Annotated in this window: 25 protein-coding genes; 12 read left to right on the forward strand and 13 right to left on the reverse strand. The window is 66.2% G+C overall.

Annotation, left to right across the window (positions count from 1 at the left end; translation table 11 throughout):
• Positions 1 to 182: 182 nt before the first annotated feature.
• Positions 183 to 449, reverse strand: coding sequence for a hypothetical protein (locus AC3WUF_RS15545; protein ID WP_492427216.1), 267 nt, complete (start codon positions 447 to 449; stop codon positions 183 to 185).
• A gap of 343 nt (positions 450 to 792) precedes the next feature.
• Between AC3WUF_RS15545 and AC3WUF_RS15550 the strand changes: the two genes are divergently transcribed.
• From AC3WUF_RS15550 to AC3WUF_RS15575, 6 genes are all read left to right on the forward strand, one after another.
• Positions 793 to 3,105 carry a DUF6351 family protein gene (locus AC3WUF_RS15550; protein ID WP_492427218.1) on the forward strand — a complete coding sequence of 771 codons (2,313 nt, stop codon included), beginning with the start codon at positions 793 to 795 and terminating at the stop codon, positions 3,103 to 3,105.
• 199 nt (positions 3,106 to 3,304) lie between these two features.
• Positions 3,305 to 4,090, forward strand: a complete 786-nt coding sequence (locus AC3WUF_RS15555; RefSeq protein ID WP_492427220.1) for an SDR family NAD(P)-dependent oxidoreductase — start codon at positions 3,305 to 3,307, stop codon at positions 4,088 to 4,090.
• Positions 4,090 to 5,103, forward strand: a complete 1,014-nt coding sequence (locus AC3WUF_RS15560) for a zinc-dependent alcohol dehydrogenase (protein WP_492427222.1) — start codon at positions 4,090 to 4,092, stop codon at positions 5,101 to 5,103. Before AC3WUF_RS15555 ends, AC3WUF_RS15560 begins: the two co-directional genes overlap by 1 nt.
• A complete protein-coding gene (locus AC3WUF_RS15565; protein ID WP_492427224.1) occupies positions 5,100 to 6,353 on the forward strand; it encodes an MBL fold metallo-hydrolase in 1,254 nt (417 codons plus the stop codon). The genes AC3WUF_RS15560 and AC3WUF_RS15565 overlap by 4 nt, the downstream gene beginning before the upstream one ends.
• Before the next feature lie 3 nt (positions 6,354 to 6,356).
• A complete protein-coding gene (locus tag AC3WUF_RS15570) occupies positions 6,357 to 7,499 on the forward strand; it encodes a sulfotransferase family protein (RefSeq protein WP_492427226.1) in 1,143 nt (380 codons plus the stop codon).
• A 91-nt stretch (positions 7,500 to 7,590) separates the two neighbouring features.
• Positions 7,591 to 9,090: a glycogen synthase gene (locus AC3WUF_RS15575; RefSeq protein WP_492427228.1), complete on the forward strand. Its 1,500-nt coding sequence runs from the start codon at positions 7,591 to 7,593 to the stop codon at positions 9,088 to 9,090.
• Here the strand turns inward: AC3WUF_RS15575 and AC3WUF_RS15580 are convergent.
• On the reverse strand, positions 9,048 to 9,275 hold the full coding sequence (locus AC3WUF_RS15580) for a dodecin family protein (RefSeq protein WP_492427230.1): 228 nt from the start codon (positions 9,273 to 9,275) through the stop codon (positions 9,048 to 9,050). The two genes, AC3WUF_RS15575 and AC3WUF_RS15580, sit on opposite strands and share 43 nt — an antisense overlap.
• A gap of 129 nt (positions 9,276 to 9,404) precedes the next feature.
• Positions 9,405 to 9,728: a four-helix bundle copper-binding protein gene (locus tag AC3WUF_RS15585; protein WP_492427232.1), complete on the reverse strand. Its 324-nt coding sequence runs from the start codon at positions 9,726 to 9,728 to the stop codon at positions 9,405 to 9,407.
• Positions 9,729 to 9,926: 198 nt separating this feature from the next.
• Here AC3WUF_RS15585 and AC3WUF_RS15590 point away from each other — a divergent pair, with 198 nt between their 5' ends.
• From AC3WUF_RS15590 to rpoN, 3 genes are all read left to right on the forward strand, one after another.
• Entirely contained in the window at positions 9,927 to 12,158 is a 2,232-nt protein-coding gene (locus tag AC3WUF_RS15590) for an ATP-binding protein (RefSeq protein ID WP_492427234.1), read from the forward strand.
• An 84-nt stretch (positions 12,159 to 12,242) separates the two neighbouring features.
• Positions 12,243 to 13,619 (forward strand): sigma-54-dependent transcriptional regulator, encoded by a 1,377-nt coding sequence (locus AC3WUF_RS15595; protein WP_492427235.1) that lies wholly within the window; start codon positions 12,243 to 12,245, stop codon positions 13,617 to 13,619.
• 251 nt (positions 13,620 to 13,870) lie between these two features.
• The gene (gene rpoN / locus AC3WUF_RS15600; RefSeq protein WP_492427237.1) at positions 13,871 to 15,277 is read left to right on the forward strand and encodes an RNA polymerase factor sigma-54; all 1,407 of its coding nucleotides are present in this window, start codon (positions 13,871 to 13,873) and stop codon (positions 15,275 to 15,277) included.
• Between the two features lie 78 nt (positions 15,278 to 15,355).
• Here the strand turns inward: rpoN and AC3WUF_RS15605 are convergent, their stop codons facing one another.
• A complete protein-coding gene (locus AC3WUF_RS15605; RefSeq protein WP_492427239.1) occupies positions 15,356 to 15,682 on the reverse strand; it encodes an ElaB/YgaM/YqjD family protein in 327 nt (108 codons plus the stop codon).
• Between the two features lie 123 nt (positions 15,683 to 15,805).
• Positions 15,806 to 16,495, reverse strand: a complete 690-nt coding sequence (locus AC3WUF_RS15610) for a hypothetical protein (protein WP_492427241.1) — start codon at positions 16,493 to 16,495, stop codon at positions 15,806 to 15,808.
• A gap of 232 nt (positions 16,496 to 16,727) precedes the next feature.
• On the opposite strand from AC3WUF_RS15610, the gene AC3WUF_RS15615 reads away from it, so the two are divergent.
• Positions 16,728 to 18,236: a ShlB/FhaC/HecB family hemolysin secretion/activation protein gene (locus AC3WUF_RS15615; RefSeq protein ID WP_492427243.1), complete on the forward strand. Its 1,509-nt coding sequence runs from the start codon at positions 16,728 to 16,730 to the stop codon at positions 18,234 to 18,236.
• 4 nt (positions 18,237 to 18,240) lie between these two features.
• On the opposite strand, the gene AC3WUF_RS15620 is transcribed toward AC3WUF_RS15615, so the two are convergent.
• Together AC3WUF_RS15620 and AC3WUF_RS15625 are read right to left on the reverse strand one after the other, a co-directional pair.
• Positions 18,241 to 18,771, reverse strand: coding sequence for a hypothetical protein (locus AC3WUF_RS15620; protein WP_492427245.1), 531 nt, complete (start codon positions 18,769 to 18,771; stop codon positions 18,241 to 18,243).
• Positions 18,772 to 18,834: 63 nt separating this feature from the next.
• Complete coding sequence (locus AC3WUF_RS15625; protein ID WP_492427247.1) at positions 18,835 to 19,440, reverse strand: porin family protein; 606 nt, start codon at positions 19,438 to 19,440, stop codon at positions 18,835 to 18,837.
• Positions 19,441 to 19,651: 211 nt separating this feature from the next.
• On the opposite strand from AC3WUF_RS15625, the gene AC3WUF_RS15630 reads away from it, so the two are divergent.
• Positions 19,652 to 19,840, forward strand: coding sequence for a hypothetical protein (locus AC3WUF_RS15630; RefSeq protein ID WP_492427249.1), 189 nt, complete (start codon positions 19,652 to 19,654; stop codon positions 19,838 to 19,840).
• Between the two features lie 35 nt (positions 19,841 to 19,875).
• Here the strand turns inward: AC3WUF_RS15630 and wrbA are convergent, their stop codons facing one another.
• On the reverse strand, positions 19,876 to 20,493 hold the full coding sequence (gene wrbA, locus AC3WUF_RS15635) for an NAD(P)H:quinone oxidoreductase (RefSeq protein ID WP_492427251.1): 618 nt from the start codon (positions 20,491 to 20,493) through the stop codon (positions 19,876 to 19,878).
• Between the two features lie 206 nt (positions 20,494 to 20,699).
• Here wrbA and AC3WUF_RS15640 point away from each other — a divergent pair, with 206 nt between their 5' ends.
• Positions 20,700 to 21,791, forward strand: a complete 1,092-nt coding sequence (locus AC3WUF_RS15640; RefSeq protein WP_492427253.1) for an AI-2E family transporter — start codon at positions 20,700 to 20,702, stop codon at positions 21,789 to 21,791.
• Positions 21,792 to 21,799: 8 nt separating this feature from the next.
• Here the strand turns inward: AC3WUF_RS15640 and ku are convergent, their stop codons facing one another.
• The 5 genes from ku to AC3WUF_RS15665 form a co-directional block, all read right to left on the reverse strand.
• Complete coding sequence (ku, locus tag AC3WUF_RS15645) at positions 21,800 to 22,720, reverse strand: non-homologous end joining protein Ku (protein WP_492428409.1); 921 nt, start codon at positions 22,718 to 22,720, stop codon at positions 21,800 to 21,802.
• Between the two features lie 64 nt (positions 22,721 to 22,784).
• Positions 22,785 to 25,235, reverse strand: a complete 2,451-nt coding sequence (gene ligD / locus AC3WUF_RS15650) for a DNA ligase D (protein WP_492427255.1) — start codon at positions 25,233 to 25,235, stop codon at positions 22,785 to 22,787.
• A gap of 192 nt (positions 25,236 to 25,427) precedes the next feature.
• Entirely contained in the window at positions 25,428 to 25,733 is a 306-nt protein-coding gene (locus AC3WUF_RS15655) for a hypothetical protein (protein ID WP_492427257.1), read from the reverse strand.
• A 69-nt stretch (positions 25,734 to 25,802) separates the two neighbouring features.
• Positions 25,803 to 26,216: a PRC-barrel domain-containing protein gene (locus AC3WUF_RS15660; RefSeq protein ID WP_492427259.1), complete on the reverse strand. Its 414-nt coding sequence runs from the start codon at positions 26,214 to 26,216 to the stop codon at positions 25,803 to 25,805.
• Positions 26,217 to 26,258: 42 nt separating this feature from the next.
• Positions 26,259 to 26,717, reverse strand: a complete 459-nt coding sequence (locus AC3WUF_RS15665; protein ID WP_492427261.1) for a PA2169 family four-helix-bundle protein — start codon at positions 26,715 to 26,717, stop codon at positions 26,259 to 26,261.
• Positions 26,718 to 26,911: the final 194 nt, after the last annotated feature.

Below are 26,911 nucleotides of genomic sequence, written 5' to 3' on the forward strand. Positions count from 1 at the left end.
GATTTACCATCCAGTTCGAAGACAGGATGCCTATCCGTTAACCCACCCGCCGTTTACACAAAAATCCGGACACGCTCCCTGTCGGGCGCACCAGAATCAGCTACTTAGAGCCTGATCGAGCGATGTCTCGGTCGGGCTTTTTGATTGCTGCGATGCCGGCGCCAGCTGCCCGGCACGGCCCACTACTTCGCCGCCCGTCTCTCAAAATACTCGACCAGCGCGCGCAGCTTCTCGCCCAGAATCGGCTCGCTGCCGCCGCCCGCGCTGGCATTGCCGAAAGACTGCAGGCCCTGTTCGTCGTCGACCTCGCGGTCCGCGGTGAAGCGGCCTGTGTATCCGACGTTGGTTTCCAGGTTGAGCACGCGCCAGACGAGGCCCGATTTGCCGGTCTTCGAGGCCTGGAACTGCGGGAGCTGCGCCAGTCGCTGCAGCGCTTCGCTGGCCTTCATTTGCTGCTCCGCCTGACCATCAGTAAGCACTCCCCGGACCGATCCCGGACCAGTGTTGCCGACGACATGGCCGGTTGTCGACATTGAAAAGCGGCCGGAAGGGCGGTCGCGCGGTGCGTCCTGAAGCCGGCGAGGCCCCGGACCGCTCCGCCCCAAGCTTGCGCCCGCGCCGGCAGTGGCGCGATTTCGATGCGGCTTGGCATGAACGCGCAATACAAGGCGGCGGCATCCGTATATCAATACGCGGCTGGCTTTGCGGTTCATAAAAAACGGTCGGGCGCAGGCGCCCAGACCAAACGGCGGCAACCTCACGGGGTGCCGATCACTTTGAGGAGAGTTTGGAATGCTGATCAAAGCACGCGGGACGGCGTTGGCCGTCCTGATGTCGGGCGTGGTTCTCGCCGGCTGCGGTTCTAGCGAACCCGTTTCGGACACCGGCGGGTCGCCCGGACAGGGCGGCGGCACGGCGCCGACCGTCGAAGTGCTGTCGAATCGCGCGGACCTGATCAGCGGCGGCGATGCGTTGGTGGAACTTGGCGTCGCCGACGGTGCTTCGCTGGACGCGCTGCGCGTGACGCTGAACGGTTCGGACGTCAGCAGCCGTTTCGCGCGCCGCGAGAACGGGCGCGTGATGGGCCTGGTCGAGGGCCTGCGCGTCGGCGAGAACACGCTGGTCGCCCGCCTCGGCGGCGGTGCCGCGGGGCGGGCGGTGATCCGCAACTATCCGAACGAAGGGCCGATCTTCTCGCGGCCGGAAATCAAGCGCATCCGCTGCCAGGACGCGGCGACCGACGTGCATTGCAACCAGCCGGCGGAGTACACATTCCTGTACCGGCCGACGGCCTTCGTCGACAACCTCGAAGGCATTCCGGTGCTGACGCTGGGCACCGAGCTGCTGCCCTACGATCCGGCCAATCCGCCCGACAACGTCGCGACGACGACAACGCAGAACGGCGAGACGGTGCCATTCATCGTGCGCCAGGAACTGGGCTACCAGGACAGCGACCAGTACAAGATTCTGACGCTCTACAAACCCGATGAACCCTGGCTGCCCTGGGCGCCGCAGTCGCAGTGGAACGGCAAGATGCTGGTCACGCACGGCGGCAATTGCGGGGCCTCGTACACACCCGGCGGTGCGCCACTCGACGACTACTCCGGCACCTTTGGCGATATCCCGCTGATCGAGCCGAGCTACATCTACGCACTCGGCGAGGGCTATGCGGTGATGTCGACCGCGCTCGCCAACACCGGCCACAACTGCGACGTGGCGCTCAATGCCGAGTCGATCATGATGGCCAAGGAACGCTTCGTCGAGCAGTACGGACCGCTGCGCTACACGATCGGCACCGGCTGCTCGGGCGGCTCGATCGCGCAGGTCACGATCGCCAACGCGTATCCGGGCCTGTACCAAGGCCTGCTGACGATGTGCGCGTACCCGGATTCGCTGTCGGCCGGCTTGCAGTTCGCCGACCTGCATCTGATGCGCAAGTACTTCGAGGCGCCCGCGCGCTGGGCGCCGGGCGTGATCTGGAATCCGGTGCTGTGGGGTCCGGTCGAAGGCCATCTGACGCACATCAATGCGATCGTCGCCGACACCGGCCTGTTCCAGGACGCGACGCGCGTCACCGGCGACTGCTACGGCGAAGACACCTACGATCCGGTGACCAATCCCACCGGCCAGCGCTGCGGCATCATCGAATGGATCCCGCACATCCTCGGCGCGCGCGAGCCGGACGTCTGGACCGCCGTCGAGCAGCAGATCGGCAAGGGTTTCACCGGCATCCCGCTCGGCAACACCGGCGTGCAGTACGGCCTCAACGCGTTGCGTGCGGGCCTGATCACGCCGGCGATGTTCGTCGACCTCAACGTCAAGATCGGCGGCCTCGATGTCGACATCCAGCCGCAGACGGCGCGCACCAAGGCCGATCCGCTCGCGGTCGCCAACGCGTATCGCAGCGGCATGATCGACATGGCGAACAATCTCGACACCGTCGCGATCATCAACTTCGTCGGCCCCGATCCGGGCATCGCCCACGACTCCGTGCATGCCTGGTGGGTGCGCTGGCGCATCGAACGCGAGCACGGCAGCGCGCGTAATCACGTCATGTGGGCCGGACCGGTGCCGCTGCTCGGCGACCTGCAGTACGTCTACAAGGGCCTCGACGCGATGGATGAATGGCTGTCCGCCGTCGAAGCCGACACCTCCGACACGCCGATTGCCGACAAGCTGTCGATCCATCGCCCCGGCGACGTGCAGGACTCCTGCGCGCTCGCCGACGGTCAGCGCATCCTCGGCCAGGAATGCATTGACCTGCTGCAGCCGTTGTACGCCTACGGCACGCCGCGCACCGTCGCCGGCGACACCAACACCGCGGACAACTTCGACTGCGTGCTCAAGCCGCTCGACCGCAACGACGACTACGGCCTGATCCCGTTCAGCGACGCCGAATGGCAGCAGCTCGAGGAACTGTTCGCCGACGGCGTCTGCGACTACCGCGCGCCGGGTCAGGGCAAGCAAAAGACCGTGTCGTGGCTGAAGTACTTCGACGACCAGGGCCGCGTCGTCGTCGGCGGCGCGCCGCTGCCGGCACCGCCCGCGCATTCCGGCACCGGCACGCAGGCGCAGGCCTTCGTCTATCCGGTGCGCGATCGATGATCGATCGCTGATCGACAGCCGGCGAGTTTTGCCGCAACGCTGAAACGAAGGGGATGCGCAGGCATCCCCTTTGTGTTTGCGCCGGTTTCGCGGACGCCATGGCCGGTTGTCGACATTCCGACTCTCTGCAGACATCGATCCCGCTGGCCTGACAGGGCTGTGGCCCCAAGAATTCCCAGCAAGGAATTCGGAGTGCGTCATGTCCAAGGGTTTGTTCGATCTCAGCGGCAAGGTCACCGTCATCACCGGCGGCAACAGCGGTCTCGGTCTCGGTTTTGCGCGCGGTATCGCGAAGCAGGGCGGCAGCCTTGCGATCTGGGCGCGCAACGCCGAGAAGAACGCCGAGGCGAAGAAGGAACTGGAAGCCTTCGGCGTCGCCGTGACGACGCACCGGGTCGATGTGTCGTCGGAGGAGCAGACCGTCGCCGGCTACGCGGAGGTCATGCAGGCGCACGGCCGCGTCGACTGCGTCATCGCCAACGCCGGCCTGCCGCCGCCGCAGACGCGCTCGATGCTCGATCTGTCGACTCAGGCGTTCAAGGACTTCCTCGACGTCAGCCTGACCGGCGCTTACCTGACGCTGCGCGAAGGTGCACGGCTGATGGTCAAGCGCGCGGAAGCCGGCGAGCCCGGTGGCTCGCTGATCTTCTGCGGCAGCCTGTCGATGTACAAGGGCCTTGCCGGCAAGCCGTCGTACGCCGGCTCGAAAGGCGGCATGGGTGCGATCGTGCGCTCGATGGCGGTCGAGTTCGGCAAGTACGGCATCCGCGCGAACTCGATCGCGCCGGGTTACGTGAAAACCGGCATGACCGGCACCGGCGAGCTGAGTCCGCTCGACAAGTTCATGCTGATCAAGAACGCCATCCCGCGGCCCGGCTACATGGCGGACTTCGAAGGTGTCGCGGCCTATCTCGCCAGCGATGCGTCGTCGTTCCACACCGGCGACACGCTGACGATCGACGGCGGCTGCATGGTGATGCTCTGATGGGACAGATCCTCAACATCCACGGCGTCGACGACGTCCGCCTCGATCCGGTCGCCGCGCCCACGCCTGGCCAGTCCGACGTCGTCATCCGGGTCAAGGCCTGCGGCATCTGCGGCAGCGACCTCAGCTACATCAAGATCGGCGGCATCCATCGCAAGCCGGATGGCGTGACGCCGCTGGGCCACGAGGCGGCGGGCGAAGTCGTTGCGGTCGGCGCCGCGGTGCAAGGCGTCAGCGTCGGCCAGCGCGTCGTCATCAATCCGATGATGACGCCGAGCTACATCGGCAGCGGCGGGCCGGAAGGCGCGTTCACCGAAGAGCTGCTGGTCCGCGACGCGCGCATCGGCGACAGCCTGCTGCCGATTCCGCAGGACCTGCCGTACGAGATCGCCGCGCTGACCGAGCCGCTGGCGGTCGCGTTGCATGGCGTCAACCGCGCGCAGGTCAAGGCAGGCGACAAGGTCGTCGTGTTCGGCTGCGGGCCGATCGGCCTCGGCATGATCCTGTGGCTGATCGATCGCGGCGTCAGCGATGTCGTTGCGCTTGATCTGGCGCCGGAGCGCCTGCAGCGCGCACTCGCGCTCGGCGCGCGCGCCGCGTTCGATCCGACGAAAGTCGACCTCAAGGCCAAGCTGATCGAACTGCACGGTTCGGCGCGCGTGTTCAGCCGTGAAGCCGTCGGCACCGATGCGTTCATCGACGCCGCCGGCGCGCCGAACATCCTGTCCGACGTCGTGCGCATGGCGAAATACCAGTCGCGCATGGTTGTCACCGCCGCCTACATGAAGCCGGTGGAACTCGACCTCGGCGCGATGCTGACGACCGAGATGACGATCACGACCGCCGTCGGCTATCCGACCGAGATGGCGGACGTCGTCGCCGCGCTGCCGCGTTTGCGTGACAAGGCCGCGCCGCTGATCAGCCATCGCTTTCCGTTCGGCCGCGTCATCGAAGCGCTGGGCGTTGCGAGCACGCCGGCGTCGGCCAAGGTCATGATCGAGTTCGGCCCGTGAGCAGCGAAGACAGCAAGCCGGCGCTCGCGGCGCTGGTGCAGGCCGGCGAAGGCCAGACCGAAGCCGTCGCCATTGGCGACTTCATCTTCATGCTGCGCGACATCTCCAACGCCTATCTGGTGCGCACCGCGGATGGCGACGTGCTCGTCAACGCCGGTTTCATGGACAGCGCCGAGCGCAACCGATCGCTGCTGGAGAAAGTGCGCAGCGGTCCGCTGCGGCGCATCGTCGTCACGCAGGGACATCCCGATCACTACGGCGGCGTGCCGGCCTTGCGCGAGGCGGAGACTGAAATCATCGCGCAACGCCATTTCGCCGATACCTGCGCGGACTTCCACCGGCTCGCGCCGTACTTCCGCCGCCGCTCGTTCAAGCTCTGGGGTTCGACGATCAAGCGCAAGGGCCCGCCGACGATGCCGCCGCTGATCGAGCCCGACGTCGTCGTCGATCGCCAGCATGCGTTCGAGCAGGGCGGCCGCCGCTTCGAGCTGATCTCAACGCCGGGCGGCGAGGCGCTCGACTCGCTGGTGGTCTGGTTGCCGCAGGAACGCGTGCTGTTCAGCGGCAATCTCTTCGGCCCGGTATTCCTGTCGGTGCCGAATCTGGTCACCGTGCGCGGCGATCGACCGCGCTCGGTGCGGCGCTACCTGCGCTCGCTCGATGCGGTCAGGCATCTCGGCGCGGAACTGCTGATCACCGGCCACGGCGAACCGATTCGCGGCGCCGCGCTGATCCGCGAGAACCTCGACCGCATGCATGCCGCCGTCACGCATCTGCACGACGCCGTCGTCGCCGGCATGAATGACGGCAAGGACGTGCACGCGCTGATGCGCGAGATCAAGCTTCCGGAGGCACTGAAGCTGGGCGAGCCGCATGGCAAGGTCGCCTGGGCGGTGCGCAGCATCTGGGAGGAATACTCCGGCTGGTTCCACTACGACTCGACGACTGCGCTGTATGGCGTGCCGCGGCGCGCCGTCGACGCCGATCTGGCCGAGCTGGCTGGCGGCGCAGCCGTGCTCTCCGTTCGTGCGCAACGGCATCTCGACGCCGGTCGGCCGCTGGAAGCGCTGCACCTGCTCGACGTCGCGCTCGGCGCGGAGCCGCAATGCCACCCCGCGCTGGAAGTTCGCAAGGCCGCGCTGCAGCGGCTGCTGGCCGAATCCGGCGGGGCCAATCTCAGCGAGACCATGTGGCTGCGATCGGAAATCGCCACGGCCGATGCCGTGCTCGCAGCACGCACTGAATCCTGAACCATGAACACGACCGACATCATCGACAGCGCGCGCAAGGCGACCGGACTTTCCGACGTCGGCGATCCGCAGGTGCTCGAAGGCCTGGAGGTGCTCGTCAAGGCCTCCAACGACGAAGCGAGGCTGTCTGCTGCCGGCGCGATGCGTTGGCGCGAGAACCTGATCGGCATCCTCGCCAATCGCCTGCGCATCGTCGATTACCTGAAGAAGAAGCCCGAGCTGCTGCAGCGCCCGGTCGAGAAACCGATGTTCGTCTTCGGCCTGCCGCGCACCGGCACGACGCTGACGATCAACCTGCTGAGCGCCGACCCGATGCGCCGCTGCCTGCTGCGCTGGGAGGCGCTCAACCCGGTGCCGCCGGCGAAGCAGGGCGAGCTGCAGACCGACCTGCGCTGCGGCGCTCAGCGCCAGATGCTCGATGCGATGCTGAAGATCGCGCCGCAGATCGCCGCCGCGCACTTCGAGGAGGCCGACAGCCCGACCGAATGCCAGTACGCGATGCAGCTGTCGTTCTGCGCCGAGATCTTCGATTCCATTCTCAACATCCCGAGCTATAGCGACTGGTTCCTGCACAAAACCGGCTACCGGCATGCCTTCGAGTTCCACAAGCAGCTGCTGCAGCTGCTGCAGGAGCACAACGGCGGGCGCTGGACGCTGAAGAATCCCTGGCACCCGCTGTTCCTCGACGATCTGCGCGCGGTCTATCCGGACGCGCAGCTGGTGATGACGCATCGCAATCCGGTCGAGGTCGTCGGTTCCGCCTGCGGCCTGCTGCGTCTGGTGCGGCCGATGTACAGCGACAAGGTCGACATGGGCGAGATCGCGCAGACCCTGTTGCAGACCTTCGATCTGATGATCGAACGGCAGAATGCCTATCGCGCGAAGTATGGAGAGGACTCGATCCACGACATCCAGTACAGCGAGCAGCTGCGCGATCCGGTCGGCACGATGCGCAAGCTCTATGCACGCTTCGACGAGCCGCTGAGCGCCGAGGCCGAAGCGCGCATGACCCGCCTCGCCGCGGACAATCCGCAGCACAAGCACGGCAGGCACGTCTATTCGCTGCAGGAGTTCGGGCTGACGGCCGAGGGCGTGCGCAAGCACTTCCGCGACTACTGCGAGCGCTACTCGATTCCGAACGACTGAATCGTTCACGCAAGGTTCAGTCGCCGCGCCAAGACTGAAGGGCTTCGATGCAAGTCCCCGAGGCCTTTGCGTGACGACGGCAGGATCCCCGATGCCCGGTGCGGGTACGACGCAGCTGCGTGTGCTCCACGCGGCGGTCGAGTGCATGCCGTTCGCGACCACCGGCGGCCTCGGCGATGTGCTCGCCGCGTTGCCCGGTGCGCAACGCGGCTGCGGGATCGACGCGCGAATCATCATGCCGCGCTACGGCTTTCTTGATGACGCGCTGGTTCGCGGCCGGGTCGTCGCCGAAGTGCCCGCACTGGAGCGCCGCGCGCGGATCATCGAATCGGAAACGACTGCCAACGGCGCGCCGCTGTACTGGTGCGATATCCCGGAGCTGTTCGGCCAATGCGCCGACCCCTACCGGCGCGCCGACGGCCAGGAACTCGAGGACCTTGCGCAGCGTTTCGCCGCATTCAGCGAAGCGGTGGCGCGCTTCGCCTGTCTGCGGAACGGCTTTGCGCCCGATCTGCTGCATGTCCATGACTGGCATGTGGCGCTGGCGCCAGCCTGGCTGAAGCAGCTCGGCGGCGCGCCGCGCGCGGTGCTGTCGATCCACAACCTCGCGTTCCAGGGCCGGTTCGACGACCTGCTGCTGCATCGCTGCAACGTGCCTGCCATCGCGAAGCAGGACGTGCGGGGACCGGACGGTTCTTTCCTGCGCGCCGGCATTCGCCACAGCGAGATGACGACGACCGTCAGTCACAGCTACGCGCAGGAGATCCAGCAGCCGCAGCAGGGTTTCGGGCTCGACGCCGTGCTGCGCGCGCAGGCCGCGCTGGGTCGCCTGCGCGGCATCGTCAACGGTATCGACGAGCAGGCCTGGGACCCGCGCAGCGATCCGGCCCTGTCGGATAACTACGGCATTGACGACGTCGGTGCCGGCAAGCGCGCCAACCGGCGCGTGCTGGCGGCCGAGCTCGGCATCGAGCAGTCGGAGAGTCCGCTGGTCGCGTTCATCGGACGCCTGACCGACCAGAAGGGCGCCGATCTGATCGCCGATCTCGGCGATGAACTGCTGGAACTCGACGCCCGTTATGTGCTGATCGGCGTCGGCGACGCGCAGGTCAGCGAGCGCCTGCGGCAGCTGCAGGCCCGTGCGCCGCAGCGCGTCGCGTTCTGCAACCGCTATGACCCGGATCTGGTGCGGCGCGCGCTCGCCGCAGCGGATCTGCTGCTGATGCCGTCGCGCTTCGAGCCCTGCGGCATGCTGCAGATGTATGCGCAGCGCTACGCGACGGTGCCGGTGGTCCGCGCGACGGGAGGTCTGATCGACACCGTGGTCGATGCCACCGACGCGACGCTCGAGGATGGCAGCGCCAGCGGCGTGCAGTTCCGCGACGCCGATGTGGGCGGCCTGAGCTATGGCATCAGGCGTGGCCTGCAACTGCTCGGCAGCGCCGCAACGCGTCAGCAGCTGCGCGAGCGCGGCATGACGCGGCCGTTCTCCTGGTCGTCGACCGCGGGGGAATACCTGCAGCTTTACCGGGAATGCATCGGCACCCCTCAGCCGCTATCGGAATCGAAGCTCAGCTTGAGCGTGACCTGATAGCCGGTGATGACGCCGTCGCGCATGTCGAGCCGGTGATCCTCGACCCGGGCGCCGCTGATGTTCTCCAGATTCTCCTGCGCGCGGCTGAGTCCGACCTTGATCGCGTCGTCGAAGCTGTGCGGACTCGACGCGATGACCTCGGTGACGACGGCGCGAGCGTTCATCTGTTCCTGATTGGACATGCGGGTTCCAGGCGGATCGGGGGTCTTGGCCTGGCCGCAACTTGCGTGCCGCGCGGCTGCAGCCGCGACGAGTGCCGCGCGCACTGCAATTCGCGATGACCGCCCGCGCCTGTCATGCAGGCTGCGCGCCTACATGACGCTGCAGCTCTCCGCGCAGCGGCGGCAGGTCGCGGCGCATTCCTCCATGCCGTCGAGCTGGTCGCAGCTCTCGGCGCAGGCGCGGCAGATTTCGGCGCAGGCGCGACAGACGGGTGAATGCAGCGACGAGCCGCCGAGCATGAACAGGGCGGCGGTGCGGCAGATTTCCGCGCAATGCAGCATCAGCCGGAAGTGTTCGGGCTCCACATGGTCGTCGCCGGTTTCGAGGCAATAGATCATTGCGCTCTGGGTGCAGCTGTCGAAGCAGCGCTGGCATTCATCGGCGCAGTCGCGGATGGTTTGTTCAAGACTCATGGTCAGGTCTGGGGCGGAGGTGGAGCAGGGCAATCAGGCCTTAACAAGTAACGTGCCCGGCCCTGCTTCAGGCACCGTTGCCGTTAAGGCGCCGTCCGGTTTTCCCGCGCGATGCTTGCGCCACCCTCGGTGCTTCATTGGCGCTCATCGGCCGATGCATCGGCACCGATCGAATCTCAGGGATGGAGAGCCGCTGGAATGAAGCCCAAGCCACGGCCCCTCGGCCACGGACACGAGCGCGGCGCCGATGCGGCCGCGCGCAAGCCGGAGGCGGGCAAGGAGCCGCAGGCATTCAACAGCGCGCTGCACTGGCGCTATCTCGTCGCGGTCGGCGCGATCTTGCTGCTGCTGGTGCTGGCGGCGGCCGGCTACTCGCAGCACCTGACCGACCGGCTTGGCGCCAATCTGGCGCAGAGCGATGCCCTGCGCACCACGCTGGAGGAAAGCCGCAAGCTGCTCGGCTATGCGGTCGATCTCGAATCCGGACACCGCGGCTACATGCTGACCGGCGACCCGGCCCAGCTCGAGGCCTACCGGATCGCCGATGCAGCGCTGCCGCGCCAGCTGGAACTGCTGGAGGGCCTGCTGGCCGATCGGCCGGATCTGCAGATGCTGCTCGACGGCATGCGCCAGACGCTGGCCCGCAAGCGCAGCGAAATGGCGGCGCTGACGGCGCCGGCCGTGCCGGTCGAACCGGCGCTGCCGACCCCGGTTCCGGTCGGCGAAGACCTCGGCAAGTTCGAGATGGACCAGCTGAGGCGCAGCACGCAGACGCTCGAGCAGGCGCTGCACAAGCTGCTGGCCGAACAGCGCGAGCGCGTGGAGGCCGATATCGAAGCCCGTTCGATGGCGATGAACACCGCACTGGTCGTCTCGGCGCTGATCATCATCGCCACCATGCTGCTCGGCGCACTGCATTTCGATGCGCTGAAGCGCCAGGAACAGCTGTTCCGCCAGGCACAGCGCTCGCGCAGCGAGAGCGCCGCCAAGAGTACCTTCCTCGCGCACGTCAGCCACGAGATCAGAACGCCGATGAATGCGATCTTCGGCTTCGGCGGCCTGCTGCACGATCGCCTGGAAGACGCCACCAACCGCCATTACATCGACGCAATCACCAGCAGCGCCCGCTCGCTGCTGGGCCTGATCAACGACCTTCTCGACCTGTCGACGATCGAGTCCGGCCGCATCGAGGTCAGCAGCGTGCCGTCCCGTCCGCGCGATCTGGTCGAAGGCGTCATCACGATGATGTCGCAGCAGGCCGAGAACCTCGGCGTACGACTGATCGCCGACATCCACTCGCAGGTACCGCTGGTGCTCAGCCTCGACGGTGGCCGTGTCCGCCAGATGCTCGTCAACCTGCTCAGCAATGCACTCAAGCACAGTGAAACCGACGAGATCATCGTCCGCGTCAAGGCCGAAGCCGGCGCGGCCAGGGACACCGTCAGCTGCCGTTTCGAGGTCGAGGATTTCGGCCAGGGTATTCCCGCTGAGGACCTTGAGCGGGTGTTCGAGCCGTTCTCCTGGAGCCAGCACAAGGGCCGCGGCGAAGTGTCCGGCACCGGGCTCGGGCTCAGCATCACCCGCCAGCTGGCCCGTGCGATGGGCGGCGATGTGCAGGTGCGCAGCCATGTCGGCAAGGGTTCGTGCTTCGCCATCGTGCTGCCGGACCTGAAGGTCTGCGTCGAGTCCTGGCACGCGGCCGCCGGGGCGCGGCGGCTATGCGATCTGCCGACGCAGAAGGTCCTCGTGATCGAGGACGAGCAACTCAACCGCCAGGTGTTCGGCGCCATGTTCGCTGGATCGCCGCACGAGGTGCGCATGGTCGCCAGCGCATCGGAAGCGCTGGCTGTCGTCGCCGGGTGGGTGCCGGATGTGGCCCTGGTCGACATCCATCTTGGCGGCATGGACGGCATCGAGCTGACCGATCGGCTGCGCGCCGACCCGCGGCTGAGAGACACCCGGATGATCGCGGTGACGGCGTCGAGCTACTACCAGCTGCCCGACATCCGCGGCCACTTCGATGCCGTCGTCGTCAAGCCGTTCTACGAGGTCACGCTGGTGCGTGCGATGGACATCGCCAGCACGCCGCATCAGCCGCACGCCAGCGACAGCTATGCGATGCCCGAGACGGTCGAGCCAGCAGAGCCGGCGGCGCCGAATCCGCACCTGCTGATCGAACTCGACCAGCTGCTCGAGGAGCGCTGGCCCAACGTGCGCGACACCCCGACGGTAGGAGAAGTACGGACTTTCGCCAGCGCGATCGATGACATCGGCAGCCGCAACGGCTGTCGGGCCGTCGTCCAGTACGCGCGCAAGCTGGGCGGCGCCGCGTCGAGCTTCGACATTGCCCGTATCGAGGTGCTGCTCGCCGAATTTCCGGCGCACATTGCCGAGCAGCGCGCGCGCCTCAGCCCGGCAATTCCGGCCTGAGCATCTGGTCCGAAAACGGTTCAGCTTGCGTATAGCCGGACCTCGCAAGATGCAATGCCGCTACGAAAAAACCGAGCCGAATGTATGGCCACAGAAAACTCTATGCATGCCCGCCTGCTGTTGATCGACGACGACGTCTCGATCCAGCGCGCGTTCCGCCGCGTGATCGAGGACGCCGGTCACGATGCCGTCGCCGTCAAGTCCTCGGCCGAGGCTGAGGCCGCATTGCGTCGCGGCGTCTTCGATGTCTGCCTGCTGGACCTGCACCTCGGCACCGAATCGGGCCTGGAACTGCTGCCGATCCTGTCCGAAGCGGCGCCCTGGATGAAGGTCATCGTCGTCACCGCCTCCAACAATGTCACGACCGCGATCCAGGCCATCCGCGCCGGCGCGGTCGACTATCTGGTCAAGCCCTGCCAGCCGGAAGAACTCCTGCACGCGGTGTCCCAGCAGTTGCAGGCGCGCCGGCTCGAACAGCGTGTGGACGCGTTCCAGCTCGATGCCAACGACAACAACGGTTTCGACCACACCTCGAACAGCCCGGTCGTCCATTCGACGCTGGAGCTGGCGCGGCGCGTCGCCGAGAAGGATGCGACGGTGCTGATCCTCGGCGAGAACGGCACCGGCAAGACGGTCCTGGCGCGTGCGATCCATCAGTGGAGCGCACGCCGGGATGCGGTGTTCGCGACGGTCAGCTGCCCGTCGCTGTCCGCGGAGCTGCTCGCCAGCGAACTGTTCGGCCACGTCCGCGGATCGTTCACCGGTGCGACGGAAAATCGCCAGGGGCGCGTGCAGATCGCCGAAGGCGGCACGCTGTTCCTCGACGAGATCGGCGATCTGCCGGCCGTCCTGCAGCCCAAGCTGCTGCGCTTCCTGCAGGATCGCGAGTACGAAAGAGTCGGCGATCCGAACACGCGAACCGCCAACGTGCGCGTCATCGCCGCGACCAATCGCAACCTCGCCGAGATGGTCGAGCAGGGCAAGTTCCGCGAAGATCTTTTCTACCGCCTCAACGTCTTCAATCTGACGATGCCGCCGTTGCGTGAGCGCCGCGAGGATGTCCAGCGCATCGCCGAAGGCATGCTGAGGAGACTGGCGCGACGCTACGACGCGCCGGGGCGGAATTTCTCGCCGGAAGCCATCACCTTGCTGATGACGCACAGCTGGCCCGGCAACATGCGCGAGCTGCACAACGCGATCGAGCGCGCGGTGATTGTCAGCGGGGGAGAAACGATCGGCCCCGAACATCTGCCGTTCGCCCGTGAACGGCCGCCGGCGGCGATGGGCCTGCGCGCGGGAGACGCGGTGAGCCTGCAGGAACTCGAACGTGCGCATATCGAGGCGGTGATCGGCAGCGCGCCCTCGCTGGAAGCGGCTGCGCGCCTGCTCGGCATCGACAGCTCGACGCTGTATCGCAAGCGCAAGCAGTACGACGCAAGAGCGGACGACAAGGCCGCCTGAAGCGGCGCCCAAAGGGCCTGATCAGCAAGGATCAGGCCCGACTTGCAGAACGCAGCATCGTCCTGCGGCAAGCAGGCAGGATACCCGGCCACAGATCACCGACGCCGTCGGCGCAGAACCAAAACCCCAGCATTTTCAATGCCCGAAGTCTCAGGCAGGGCTTGGCATGGCTGCTGCAACAGAGGTGGAACGAGCATCAAGCGAATACGGATATTCAAGCCGGCGGGAACGCCGCAAAGGAGATGGATCTCATGAGTCTCGCGCTGTCGCTTTCCACCAAACAATCCCTGTCGATCTCGCCGCGCCTGCAGCAGGCGATCCGCATGCTGCAGCTGTCGGCGGTCGAGTTCCACCAGGAGCTCCGCGACTCCCTGTCGAGCAATCCGTTCCTCGAGGAAATCGAGGAACCCGCGCCGGTGGTTGCCGATACGCAGCTCGCGGACCACGCCGACGACGCAGCGCCCGAGGAAGCCACCGCCAACGACTGGGACGGCTCCAGCCTCGGCAGCGCCTTCGAGCGGACCCGCGCCGCGGGCTCGACCGTCGACGGCACTGACCTCAGCTGGGTGCCCGAGAAGACCGGCCTGCGCGAACACCTGCGCCAGCAGCTATACGCCTCGCGCGCCGCCGAGCGGATCGTCGTCGGCGCCGAGATCGTCATCGACACGCTCGACGAAGACGGCTACCTGCGCGACGACGTCAGTGCTTCGCTGGCCGCGGTCGACATCCAGCCGCCGCTGTCGCCGGACGAGGTCGAGGAGGCAATTGCGCTGGTGCGTCGCCTCGATCCGGTCGGCGTCGGCGCCCGCGACCTGGTCGACTGCCTGAACCTGCAGCTGCGCGCGCTGGATTCCGCCGAGGGCGAGCGCGAACTGGCGATGGAAATTCTCAGCAATCACCTGACGCTGCTGGCGCGCCACGACTACGGCGCGCTATACCGCAAGCTCAACCACGACGAGGCCCGCGTGCGCGCCGCCTGTGCGCTGATCCGCCGCCTCGATCCGCAACCCGGCAGCCGCTACTCGCCGAAGGCGGCGGACTATGTGATTCCGGATGTCTTCGTCGTCCGCCGGCGCGGGCGTTACGTCGTCAAGCTCAATCCGGCCGTGCGGCCGCGCGCGCAGCTCAATCAGCGCTACGCCGAAATGCTGCGCAGCTCGCGCAACAAGCACAACCCGGCGATGTCCCAGCAGCTGCAGGAAGCGCGCTGGTTCCTGCGCAACGCGGATCAGCGTTTCGACACGATCCAGCGCGTCGCGGAATGCATCGTCGAGCACCAGAGCGACTTCTTCCAGCATGGCGACATCGCCCTCAAGCCGATGGTACTGCGTGAGGTCGCCGACGAACTCGGCCTTCACGAATCGACCGTGTCGCGGGCGACCAACAACAAGCACATGGAAACGCCGCGCGGCTGCTTCGAGTTCAAGCATTTCTTCTCGCGTGAACTGCAGATGCGCAGCGGCCCGGCCTGTTCGGCCACCGCGGTGCGCGCCCTGATCCAGGAAATCATCTCCGAGGAAGGCACCGAAGCGCCGCTGTCCGATGTCGATATCGCGATCCAGCTGCGCGCCCAGGGCATCCGTATCGCCCGCCGCACGGTCTCCAAGTACCGCCAGATGCTGCGTCTGCCGCCGGCCGAGCTGCGCCGCCGCGCCTGAACCTGCTCGCCGGAGCCGAACCCTTGCAGGTCGGCTCCGGCGTCAGCGGCCTGTTGCCAGGCCTTGTCGCCAGGCCTGCTACTCCTTGCGACTGAACCAGAAGCCGGCCACCACCAGAGCCAGCAGCGTCGTGGCGATCGCCGCGGTCTGATACGGACGTTCCCGCGCGTACTCGACCGAGCGGTTGACTGCCGTGGTCGCCAGATCCACCGACTGTTCCTGCGCGGCTTCAAGCCGGCGCTGGGCTTCGCCGAGGCTGACATCGAGCTGTTCGCGGGCGGTCTTGACCTTGCCGGTCGTGATGTCGGCGGTGGCTTTGATCAGATCCTCGGCATGGCCGGCCAGTGCGCGGAAATCGGTGGCCAGTCCATTGCTGGCCTTGCTGAATGGGGATAGTCGTGACATGTGGTTTCTCCTTCGTTGGGACTGATCTGCTTCGCAGGTTTTGTTCCCGGCTGGTGAAATCGCCGCGGGAAAAAAGAAGAGCCCGCAGTGCGGGCTCTTCGTCGGTTGCTCACAGCGGCATGACTAGTTGTTGTCATCCGACTGCGGCGTGGTGGCGACGCCGTTGAGACCGATCTTCATGTTGCTGCCATAAGTATTGGTCTCGGTGTTGTCCTCGCGCTTGGGCGTGGACACCTTCAGCATCGTCTCGGCGCTGCCGCCGACGTCGCGACCTTCATCGTCGGAGTCGTCGAACGGACCATCGCCCTTGTCCGGCGCCGGGCCCTTCAGCGCCAGGCCGGTCGACAGGCTGCTGCCCTTGACGTCGCTGTCCTCGCCTTCCGCCGGGATCGTGCTCACGGTGAGCTTGCTCGAAGCCGCGGCGGGCTGGTCGTCATCGTCTTCGCCCTTGCGGTTGGCATCGGACTCGACGGCGACCTTGAGGCGGCCCAGCGTCAGCTCGCGACCACCGTCTTCGGTGTCCTCAAGGCCGGCGAGCGCATTGCTGCGGTCGTCGTCGCGGTCGGAGAGACGCTGCTCACGGCGATCGGCGATGCGCTCACGCAGCGTGCTTTCGTTGCGCGACGCGTCGCGTTCGCTGCGATTGCGCAGTTCGCTGCTCGTATTGCCGGATGACGACAAGGTCTGCGTCAGCGCGCCACGGAGGGCACCGTCGCCAATGGCCCGCGCCTGGGTGCGGGATTCAGCATGTGCGGCGCTGAAAGCGGTGGCGATACTCAGTGCAACGAGCGTCATGATCGGACGATTGTTCATTAATGTTCTCCTGCTCTAAATGGACGTCCAGCTTCGCCGACAGGCAATGAATTCATCGTTAACTCAAACATTAATGTTGAAGACGGTTATTCAGGCCGATTCCGGGCACGCCGCGTGCTCTCTGCGCTCGCGACGAAATAAACGAGCTCTTGCAGCGTTGTCGGCACTGCCGCTTGCAAGACGCCCTCAATGCTTCATGCAATCCGCCCTAGCCGGCTCCAGGAGTCTCGAAATGAGTGTTGCGCTGCCGCCCCCGTCGCCGCCCGAAGCGGCCGAACTCTCGATGGCCGAGAACGGACAACGTGCGATTCCGATCCAGTACGAGTCCTACAAGCTGTATCTGCTGGGGCCGCAGCTGATCGATGTCGACGAGGCGCGTGCGCTGGTCGCTGAGGCGGACACACTCTCGAATGCGGTTCGCGCGCTGGCACAGGCGCATTACGACGCCGGTTATCTCGGTGCGCGCCTGCGCTACGCGAGAAACGGCGACGATGTCTTCATCGTCGTTGAAGTGCCGAAGCTCAGCAGCGTCGAAATCAGCGCGCCGCTGCAGCCCTACTTCGACGACCTTCCGCTGGGCGAGCCGCTGCGCGACCGCGACTTCGAGCCGCGCCGCGTGCTCGCCGCCCTGCACGCCGAGCGCGCCGGAGCGCCCGCCATCAGCCGCCTCGCGGCGGTGGACGGCGGCCAGCAGCTGCAGGTCGATCTGCTGGAAAGCGAGCAGAAGTCCTATGAGTTGTCGGCGCGCTATTCCAACTTCGGCAATCGCTTCGTCGGCCGCAATCTTCTCGACCTCGGCGCGCGCAAGACCACCGACTACGGCGACAGCGCCGACCTCATGCTGACCCTCGCGCCGACTCGCGACGAAGACGCGGCGGACGAATATTACGAAGGCTCGCTGTCATGGAGCCGCGTCAGCCCCTACGGCCTGTTCGGCCTGTCCGCGCATCTCGTCGATTACAAGCAGCCGGCCGGCAATCAGAGAATCGACGGCGATCTGGAGGAGTACCAGATTGCCTGGTCGTATCCGATCGTCGCCACGATCAGCAGCCGCTGGGTGCTCGACCTGAGCGTCGACTACACAAGCAAGCGCCGCTCGGCGTTCGAGGACATCGTCACCTTGCAGGACGAGCAGTACCCGTCCGTGCAGGCCGGCCTCGACTACACGCACGACGGCTTGTGGAGCGACCGTTCCTGGGATGTGTTGCTGGGCATCGAGCTGCGGCAGGGCCTGCGCGGAGAGCAGGGCGAATCCGGCGCGGCGCTGGACTACTTCCTGTACCGGCCGCGCGGGCATTTCAAGATCGAAGTGGCCGATCAGCTGTTCGTCGGCGTGGCCGCGGTTGCCCAGTTCAGCTCGGACAGCCTGCCGGAGCAGAGCCAGTGGCTGCTCGGCGGCAGCGACGCCGTGCAGGCCTACCTGCCGGGCGTCGCCGTCGGCGACCGCGGCATGATTGGCCTGGTCGAACTCGAGTACAAGTCATTTTCCGTGGCCGGCATCGATCTGACACCGCGCCTCTTCGCCGAGGCGGGTACCACCGAATTCGTCGCGACCGAGGAGTTTCCGGACGAGCAGCGGGTTGATCTGAGCGACGCCGGTGTCGAGCTCAGCGCCAACTGGCGCAAGATCCTCGATGCCAGCGTTTCGTATGCCTGGCCGCTCAGCGACAGCGACCTGTCGGCGGACAGCCGCGGACGTTATGACGCCGGCATGCTGTTCCGTGTCGAGGCCACGTTCTGATTGCCTAGCTCAGGCGCGTATAGCGCGCCTGAGCCAGCAGCGGAGACTTGATCAGGATGTCGGCGTCCTGCAGCAGGCGTTCGCGTTGCTGCAGCAGCGGTCCGCTGAGGATCGCCGTCTTGAAGGAGCGATCCATCTCGTCGTAGAGATCCTCCTCGAGCGCCATCAGCAACGACAGCTGATGCAGGACATTGGCGGCGCGGATGGTGTAGAGCGGATCGTCCTCGCTGGTCTCCTCCAGCTGCTCGATCAACGTCAGCGCATAGTCGATCGAGTGCGCCGGCAGGCGTGAGCCGAGCAGCTGGTGCTCGATCTGGGCGTGGACCTTGAACAGCTCGATCATGACGTCGAGCGCCGGACGTATCTCCGCGATCGTCGCCGCGCCCTGGCTGAGCTGCAGCAGCTTCTGCATCGCATGGTGATCGCGCTGCATCTCCACATCGTCGCCTTGCCAGTTGGCCTTGCGCCACAACTCCTGGAACGAATCCTGATCGCTGAAGATCGAGAGATTGATGGGTGCGGTGGAAGAACGCATGGGGAATTCTCTTGAACGATGAGCCCACTGCCGCGACGGGCAGTGGGCTGCGGGGCGGCTTCTTCAGAAGCTGAAGGCGATGTTGGCGGAACCCAGATCGACATCGGTGTCCTCGAGCGCAAAGCGTTCGTACTCGGCACGGAACGCGATCATCTCGGTGATGCCGATGTTGACGCCGACGCCATAGGTCAGGTCGGTGCCGTCTTCGTTGGCCCTGATCGGCGGAGAGACACCCTGGCTGCGACCATCCGCTTCCCAGAACAGCGCGCCGATCTTGCCGTAGGGATTGATCCGCTCGGTCAGCGGCAGCGTGACGACGGCGTCGGCCGTCCAGCCGCTGGCGTCGATGCGGTTGTCGCCGTCCTCGGCGGTGCCGAAATCGATGTACTGGCCTTCGATCGCGAGCATCGGCCCGAGCCGGATGCCGGCAATGCCCTTGTAGGCGACCTGGCTGTCCGACAGGTCGTCATCGCTGTTCGGAATATCTTCGCTCTCGATGCGGCTGTAGCCGATGCCGCCGCCGAGATAGAGGCCGGGTTTCGGTCGGAGATCCTGCGCATGGGCAATCAGCGGCGAAGCGAGCAGTGCAGCAAGCACGATCTGCAGGCTGCGCTGGTGCGAATTGCGGGGCTCTCGTACGGCGCGGGCCTGCGTATGTCGGTGTTTCATGGGGATGCCTCCTGGGGGATTGTTGTCTGAAGCTTGTTGTTGCGAATCTGGGTTCGCGAGATGGCCGGTGTGGCGCTGCGAGGCTGCATATGGCGTGCCTGAAAACGCCGGGTCCGCGGCGAACCGCGGCGCGCCGATTGCGTCCAAATCAATGGTGCCGGTGCTGATCTCCATGAAGCCGGCGCAAACATCCGTTCACAGGAGGACTCACATGTCTCGCAGACAGGATTCGGAAAAGCAGGATCTGGGACCGGGCGCGCGGAAGATCGAACTGGAGCGCCGTCTCGACGCCAATCAGAACAAGATGGATCAAGCGCGGTCCGCCGGCGGCAAACCGTCGCGCGATGGCGTGGACCCTAACGAAGCGATCCGCGAAGCCCTCGACAAATCGCGCTACTGAAGCGCTGATCGGGATCGGGCGCCAATCGCCCGCCGTCAGGCCGTCGCCAGGGTCGCCGTCCGCATCCGCTCGGCGATCGTGGCGACGTGGCGGCCCTGGAAATTCGCCATCGCCAGTTCCTGGTCGCTCGGCATGCGCTTGCCGTCGGCGCCGGCGATCGTCGACGCGCCGTAGGGGCTGCCGCCCTTGATCTCGTCGAGGCCCATCTGCTCGGTGCAGCTGTACGGCAGGCCGACGATGACCATGCCCAGATGCATCAGTGTCGGGAACAAAGTGAGCAGCGTGCTTTCCTGGCCGCCATGCTGGGTCGCCGAGGCGGTGAATGCGCTGCCGACCTTGCCGACCAGCGCGCCGCTCTGCCACAGCTTGCCGGTGCGGTCGATGAAGGCGCGCATCTGCGCGCAGACGTTGCCGTAGCGCGTCGGCGCGCCGAACACGATCGCGTCGTAGTTCGGCAGATCGTCGACGCGCGCATCCTCGATGCCGGCATCGCGCACGGCGCCGAGCTTCTGCAAGGTCTCGTCGTCGACGATTTCGGGAACGCGCTTGATGTCCACGTCGCTGCCGGTCTCGGCCGCGCCGGCGGCGACGGCCTTTGCCATGCGTTCAACATGCCCGTGCATGCTGTAGTAGAGAATCAGAACCTTGGCCATTGATCGACTCCTTGGATGTGTTCGAGGTGAAAAGTGCGTCGAAGGTCTCAGCTTGCAGTGCGATGGACCCACTCCTTGCAGATTGCCGAACCTGACGCCCAGGCAGACGCCGCAAGGTGCTCGCCCCGATCAGCGCAAGAGGCATACCTGCGGCTGGGCATCCTGATTGCTCCTTCGGCGTTAACGACCATTCGCCGGACTCACCGATGACATCCGCCGCTGCGACGAGCCTCGCGACACAGCTGGCCACCGCGGCCCGCTCACCCGATCTGGTCCGCCTGCTGAGGCGGACGTTCTGCGCCGCGGTCATCTTCTTCTTCCTCTGGCTGCTGGGGGATGTCTTCCTGCTGATCTTCGGCGCGGCGCTGCTGGCGGTGGCGCTGCGCGGCGTCAGCGAGGCGATCTCGAGGAACAGCCGCTGGTCGGCGGAAACCAGTCTCGTGCTGGTCAGCGTGATTCTTGTGCTGTCGATCGTCGCCGGCGTTCGCTACAGCGGGCCGCCGCTGGCGGAGCAGGGCAACCAGCTATGGACGCAGTCGATCCAGGCCTTCGAGACGACGCGCGACTGGATGAAACAGTTCAGCTGGCTGCGGCCCGTCGTCGACGGTGCGTCGGCGGAGAACCTCGCCGAGAACGGCCAGCGCATCGCCAGCAACCTGGGCATCGCCCTGATGACGCTGTTCGGCGCCGTCGCCAGCGTCATGATTGCGATCGTCACTGCGTTCTACTTCGCGGCTTCGCCCGGAACCTATGTGCGCGGCTTCGTCCGCCTGCTGCCGAAGCCGAGGCGTCTGCGCGGCCGGCAATTCCTCAGGGAATGCGCAAACACCTTGCGGCTGTGGCTGTACGGGCAGGGCATCGCGATGCTGGTGATCGCCGTCGTGACCTACATCGGTCTTGCATTGCTCGGCGTGCCGCTCGCGCCGCTACTGGCATTGATTGCCGGATTGACCAACTTCGTTCCCTACGTCGGTCCCTTCGTCGGCGCCGCCCCGGCGCTGGTTGTCGCCCTAGGCGTCGGGCCGCAGACCGCGGTCTGGGTGGCGATGATGTTCGGCGCCATCCAGATGATCGAGGGCAACATCCTCACGCCGATGCTGCAACGGCGGATCAGCCATCTGCCGCCGGCGCTGACGATTCTCTCGCAGACCATCATGGGTGCGTTGTTCGGCATGGTCGGCGTCATCCTGGCGACGCCAGTGCTCGCCGTCGTGCTGCTCGGCGCGCGCATGCTCTACATCGAAGACATGCTCGACGATCACTCCCTGCGCCGCCGCAGCCGCAGCGAGACTGCCTAGAGCAAAGCTCAGGCCGCCTTGCGGGAACGGCTGGCCGTCGCCCGCTTGCCCGCGGCGGTCTTCGTTGTCTTGCGGGCCGTCCTGGGCTTCGCCGTCGATTTGGCCCTGGCCTTGCGCGGCTCAGCGGCCGCCGGCGTACGGCGATTCTCCGCAATGCTCTTCTTCAGCAAGGCCATGAAGTCGACCACCTTGCCGGCGGCAGGGGCTTGCGCCGGCGCTTCCGCCTTCTTCGACCTGGCGGGCTTGCGGCCCTTCCTGATCCGGCTCTTGATGACCTTCGTCAGGCGTTCGCGGAACTCATCCTGGTAGTTCTTCGGGTTCCAGTCCGCCTGCATCGACGACACCAGCTGCTTCGCCATCTCGAGTTCGCGCGGCGCAATGCGGAAGTCGCGCAGGCTGCCTTGCGGCAGCTTGTACTCCTTCTCGCTGATCAGTTCCTGCGGATAGCGCAGCAGGAACAGCACCAGCGCCTGGCCTTCGACCGCGACCAGCGCGAGGTATTCGCGGGTGCGGATGACGACGCGCGCCAGACCGGCCTTGTTGTTCTCGCGCAAGGTTTCCCGCAGCAGGACATAGCCTTTCTCGGCCTTGCGTCCCGGCACCAGGAAATAGGGCTTCTCGTAGTAGCGCAGGCTGACGTCGGCGCTGTCGATGAACGCTTCGATGTCCACCGACTCCTTGCTGCGCGGTGCAGCGGCGCCGAGGTCTTCGTCCTTCAGCACGACGTAGTTGCCCTTGCTGTACTCGAAGGCCTTGACGACTTCCTTCCAAGGCACTTCCTTGCCGGTCTCGGCATTGACCCGCTCGTAACGCACGCGGTTCTCGTCGCGACGGTCGAGCATGTGGAAATGCAGATCGACGTGGCGTTCGGCGGACATCAGCTGGACCGGAATGTTGAGCAGGCCGAAGGAAATGGCACCGGTCCAGATCGGCCGTCCGGGCGCGCGCGTGTCGTCGAGTGCGCTGTCATCGGCGGAGTCCGTGGCGCGGGTCTTAGTTTTTCGTTTCAAGGGCGGGCTCCGGTAAGGTCTGTTTGATCTGCAGGTAGTTTCCCCAGGGGTCTTCGCGAAGACCCGCGAGGCGGGCCGGCAGGTTGCCGTAGTTGTACTGCGCCGCCGATCGCAGGCGGCCCAGCTCCGACCATCGCAGTGGCGTGGCCACCGCCGCGCCGCTGCGTGCGCGCAGGGAATAGCTGGCGATGCTCGACGCGCCGCGGCTGTTGCGCAGGTGGTCGATGAAGATGCGGCCCTTGCGATTCCGCTCGCCGGCGAGATCCGTGTACAGGCGCGGCTGCTCCGTCGCCAGGCCGCGTGCCAGCTTGCGCGCGAAGGTCTTGGCCGTCTGCCAATCGGCCTGCGGACGCAACGGCACGAACAGCTGCAGGCCCTTGCCGCCCGAGGTACGCACGAAGGATTGCAGCCCGCTTGCCTGCAGGCGCTCGCGAATCTCGCGCGCCGCCGCGACGACGCGGGCCCAGGCAACATCCGCTCCGGGATCGAGATCGAAGATCAACTGGTCCGGATGCTCGATGTCGTTGAGGCTCGCACCCCAGCTGTGAATCTCCACCGCGTCCATCTGCACCAGGCCGATCAGGCCATCGACATCGTCGACATAGAACACCTTCATGCTGCGGCCGTGACGGCCGGCAATCCGCGTCTCGTGAACCGAGCGTGGAAATCCGTGGCTCAGGTGGCGCTCTAAGAAGCAGCTGCCGGCGATGCCCTCGGGGCAGCGCAGCAAGGACAGCGGGCGATTGCGCAGCCCCGGCATCAGGTACTGCGCGATGCCGCCGTAGAAATCGGCCAGCTGCCGTTTGCTGATCGGCGGCTCGGCAAACAGCAGCCGGTCCGGATCGGTCAGCAGCGGCGTCATCTGCTGGTCGCCCCGCGATGCGGTGTCGGCGGCGGGCGCATCGTCGACCGGCTGCAGATCGTCGAGGTTCTTGTCGTCGCGGATCGTCTTGAGTGTCGCGGCCCGCAGCAGGCCGTCGCCGGCAATGCCGCGATACTGCGCCTCGACGATCATCGTCGGCGCGACCCAGACCGGATGCAGTTCGGTCGGATCCACGAAACCCGGACTGTGACTCAGCGCCGGCGGCTCGCGACGCGGCTTCAGACGCGCCGGCAACCCGGTCAGCAATTCATCACCGCGAACGTGCTCGATGCGGCCGGCATAGCGCCAGCGATCGCCGCTGGGTCGCGCGAGCAGCAGCGAGCCGAGCGGCGCTTGCGTTTCCAGGCCGCTGGTGTAGCCGATCACGACGAACTCATCGGATGGCACGCACTTGATCTTCAACCAGGCGTCGCTGCGTCCGCTCTGGTAGCCGGCGTCGCAGCGCTTGCTGACGATTCCCTCCAGGCCGTCGTCGCAGGCGGCGCGGAAACGCCCGGGACCGTCGCCAACGACGAAGTCGGAGACGCGCAGCGGCGAGGCGCGCCGCGCCATCAGGCGGGCCAGCTCGCGCTTGCGGCGGATCTGCGGCTGCGTTCGCAGGTCGCGCTTGTCCAACGACAACAGGTCGAATGCCAGCGCGACGGTCGCGCTCGGATCGCCGTCGCGCGCCATCGACTGCTGAAGCTGTTGGAAGTCGCTGCGGCCGAGACGGTCGATCGCGATCAGTTCGGCATCCAGCACGACCGACCGGCAGCGAAGGCCGCGCACCGCTTCGACCAGGTGCGGCAAGCGCGACGTCCAGTCGACCGCGTTTCGCGAGAGCAGGCGAACGTCGTCACCGCTGCGCTGGATCAACAGGCGATAGCCGTCGAGCTTCACCTCGTGCAACCACTCGTCGCCTTCCGGCGCCGCCATCGCGAGTCGGGTCAGCTGCAGATCGGCGGTGCCCGGCAAGCGGCTGCCGCCATCCACCTCGTCGGCCGCGCCGAGATCGGAGACCGCGGACAGCGGCCGGTCGTCGGCGACGTCGCCGCTGCGCATCCAGCTGTCCCGCGCTTTTACCAGCAGCCACTGCGGCTTGCTGAGCACGTCGCCGCGCATGTCGGTGCGCATCAGCGACCAGCGTCCATGCAAGCGGTGGCCGTACAGCGTGAAGCCGAGATGGCCGGCGGCGAGTCCGCGAACCGGATCGCTGTCCGGCTGCCAATGGCCCTGGTCCCACACTGCGACCGCGCCGGCGCGGCTCGAGGCGCATTGCGCCTCGAAGTCCGCATCGCCGAACGGATGATCATCGACCTGCACGGCGAGGCGTTTCTGGTCCGCGTCGAGCGAAGGTCCGCGCGGTACCGCCCAGCTGCGCAAGGCGCCGCCGATTTCCAGGCGCAGATCGAAATGGCGTCGCTGGGTGTGATGGAGCTGCACGACGAAGCGCGCGCTGTCAGTGCTGTCGCGACGCCGGCCCGGCAGCCGCGAATCGGAACTCTGGCCGAAGTGGCGGCGGCGGCGGGAATCCTCGAGACGCTGCGGCTGCTTCGTCGAAGACTGTGTCATGTCAGTCTCCATCGGGCTGCCGCTTATGGCATTGGAAAGCATGGCGGCGCACAGACCGCTCGCTACGATGACCGCAATGCTGCTCGTGTGTGGTTTGCCGATGTGCCTGCATGATTGCGCTCCTGTTGCAAAAAGCCAGCAACAAGAGCCATGCCCATGTGCGGCGGCGTTCCGCACACGTTCAGTGTGAAATCACACGAGGCGGCCGTCCTGCAATATGCGCTGTGCGGTGTCGTCGGAAGACGCGGGCCGCTCGCGATCCTTGCCGATCGGCAACGGCGGCGTGCCGCTGAGTGGATTCGGCGCCGCCGGCGAGTCCGGCGGGACGGTGCTTTCCGGGGGTGGCCGCGGATCGCCCGGCATCGGCGGTACCGACATCGGTACCGTCTCGCGCGGAAGACCGCCCGGTTCATCACGCTCGCCGGGCTTGTTGCAGGCGCTCAATCCAGCGATCGTGAGCGCTGCGGCGAGCAGCGCGGGAAAGGCAGCAGTCTTCATCGTTCGTCTCCGGTCGAGGGACATCCGGCAACGTGCGGCGGGGCATCACCAGCCCCGCCGCGGCTGCGCTCAGTTCCAGTACGGCGGCGTGTCGTAGTACTCGTAGATCGAGTTGGCGAAGCGCGGATCGGCCATCGATGGCCAGTGATCCTTGTCGAACCCCGGCGCGTTCTTCAGATGCTCCTTGTCGAAGTCGAGCACGAAACACTTGTCGATCGCGTTGAGAGCGAGCGAGCCCCAGGGCACTGCGAACAAGCGGTCGCCGATGCCGAGTACGCCGCCGACGGCGAGCACCGCGTAAGCAACGCGTCCGTTCGCGACGTCGATCATGATGTTGCGGATCCGGCCGAGATCTTCGCCTTCGATGTTGACGACGCGATCACCCTCGAGCGTATCGGCAGCCATGATCTCCGGGCCGGGGCCCTGGTAGTCGCCGATGCTGGCGATGATCGGCGTCTTGCCGGGAATTGTCTGAGTTTTCATCTTTATCTCCAGTGGATTGGCGGCTGCCGCCCACGTGCGGAGTTAGTGGCTGGCGCTCGCGCGATACTGATTGCGCAGATCGCGGACACGGCTGTGGTTCTGCAGGACGCCTTCATACTGCTTGCTGACGACGGCCTTGATCGTGGTCGGCAGGTCGGCACGCAGTGCCTCGCTGTAGACTTCCTTCGCGACATCCTCGCCACGCTCGACTTCCTCGAGCACCGCGAGATTGTTGTCGCCGACGGCGGCTTTCACCTTGACCCAGCCGCGATGGACGGCGCCACCGACGGTGCCGGAGTCCTTCGGATCGGCGCCGAGCGAACGGACGATCTGCTGCAGCTCGCTGACGGCCACGGCGCAGGACTGCGCACGCGCCTGGAACAGGCTCTTGAGGCTCGGATCGGCGGCTTTCTCCGCAGCGGCTTGAAAGCCCTGCTTGCCGTCTTCCGAGGTCTGAATCAAATCGTTGAGCACGCTGACGGTCTGGTCTGTGCTGGTCATGAGTTTCTCCTGCGAATAGGAATAGAAAGGGTGCCGGCGGTTCTGCCGGCACGGCACAGCTCATCAAGAAGCGTGCCCCGCTCCTTGGCCGGGTGCAGCATGCGGATCGGTGCAGGAAGTGCGCGCGACTTGCACGTCCGCGATCGGATCGCCATGCAGATTGCGCATGGCCTGGTCGTTCATATCCGAGACTC

Source organism: Fontimonas sp. FW305-C-3 (assembly GCF_058783185.1).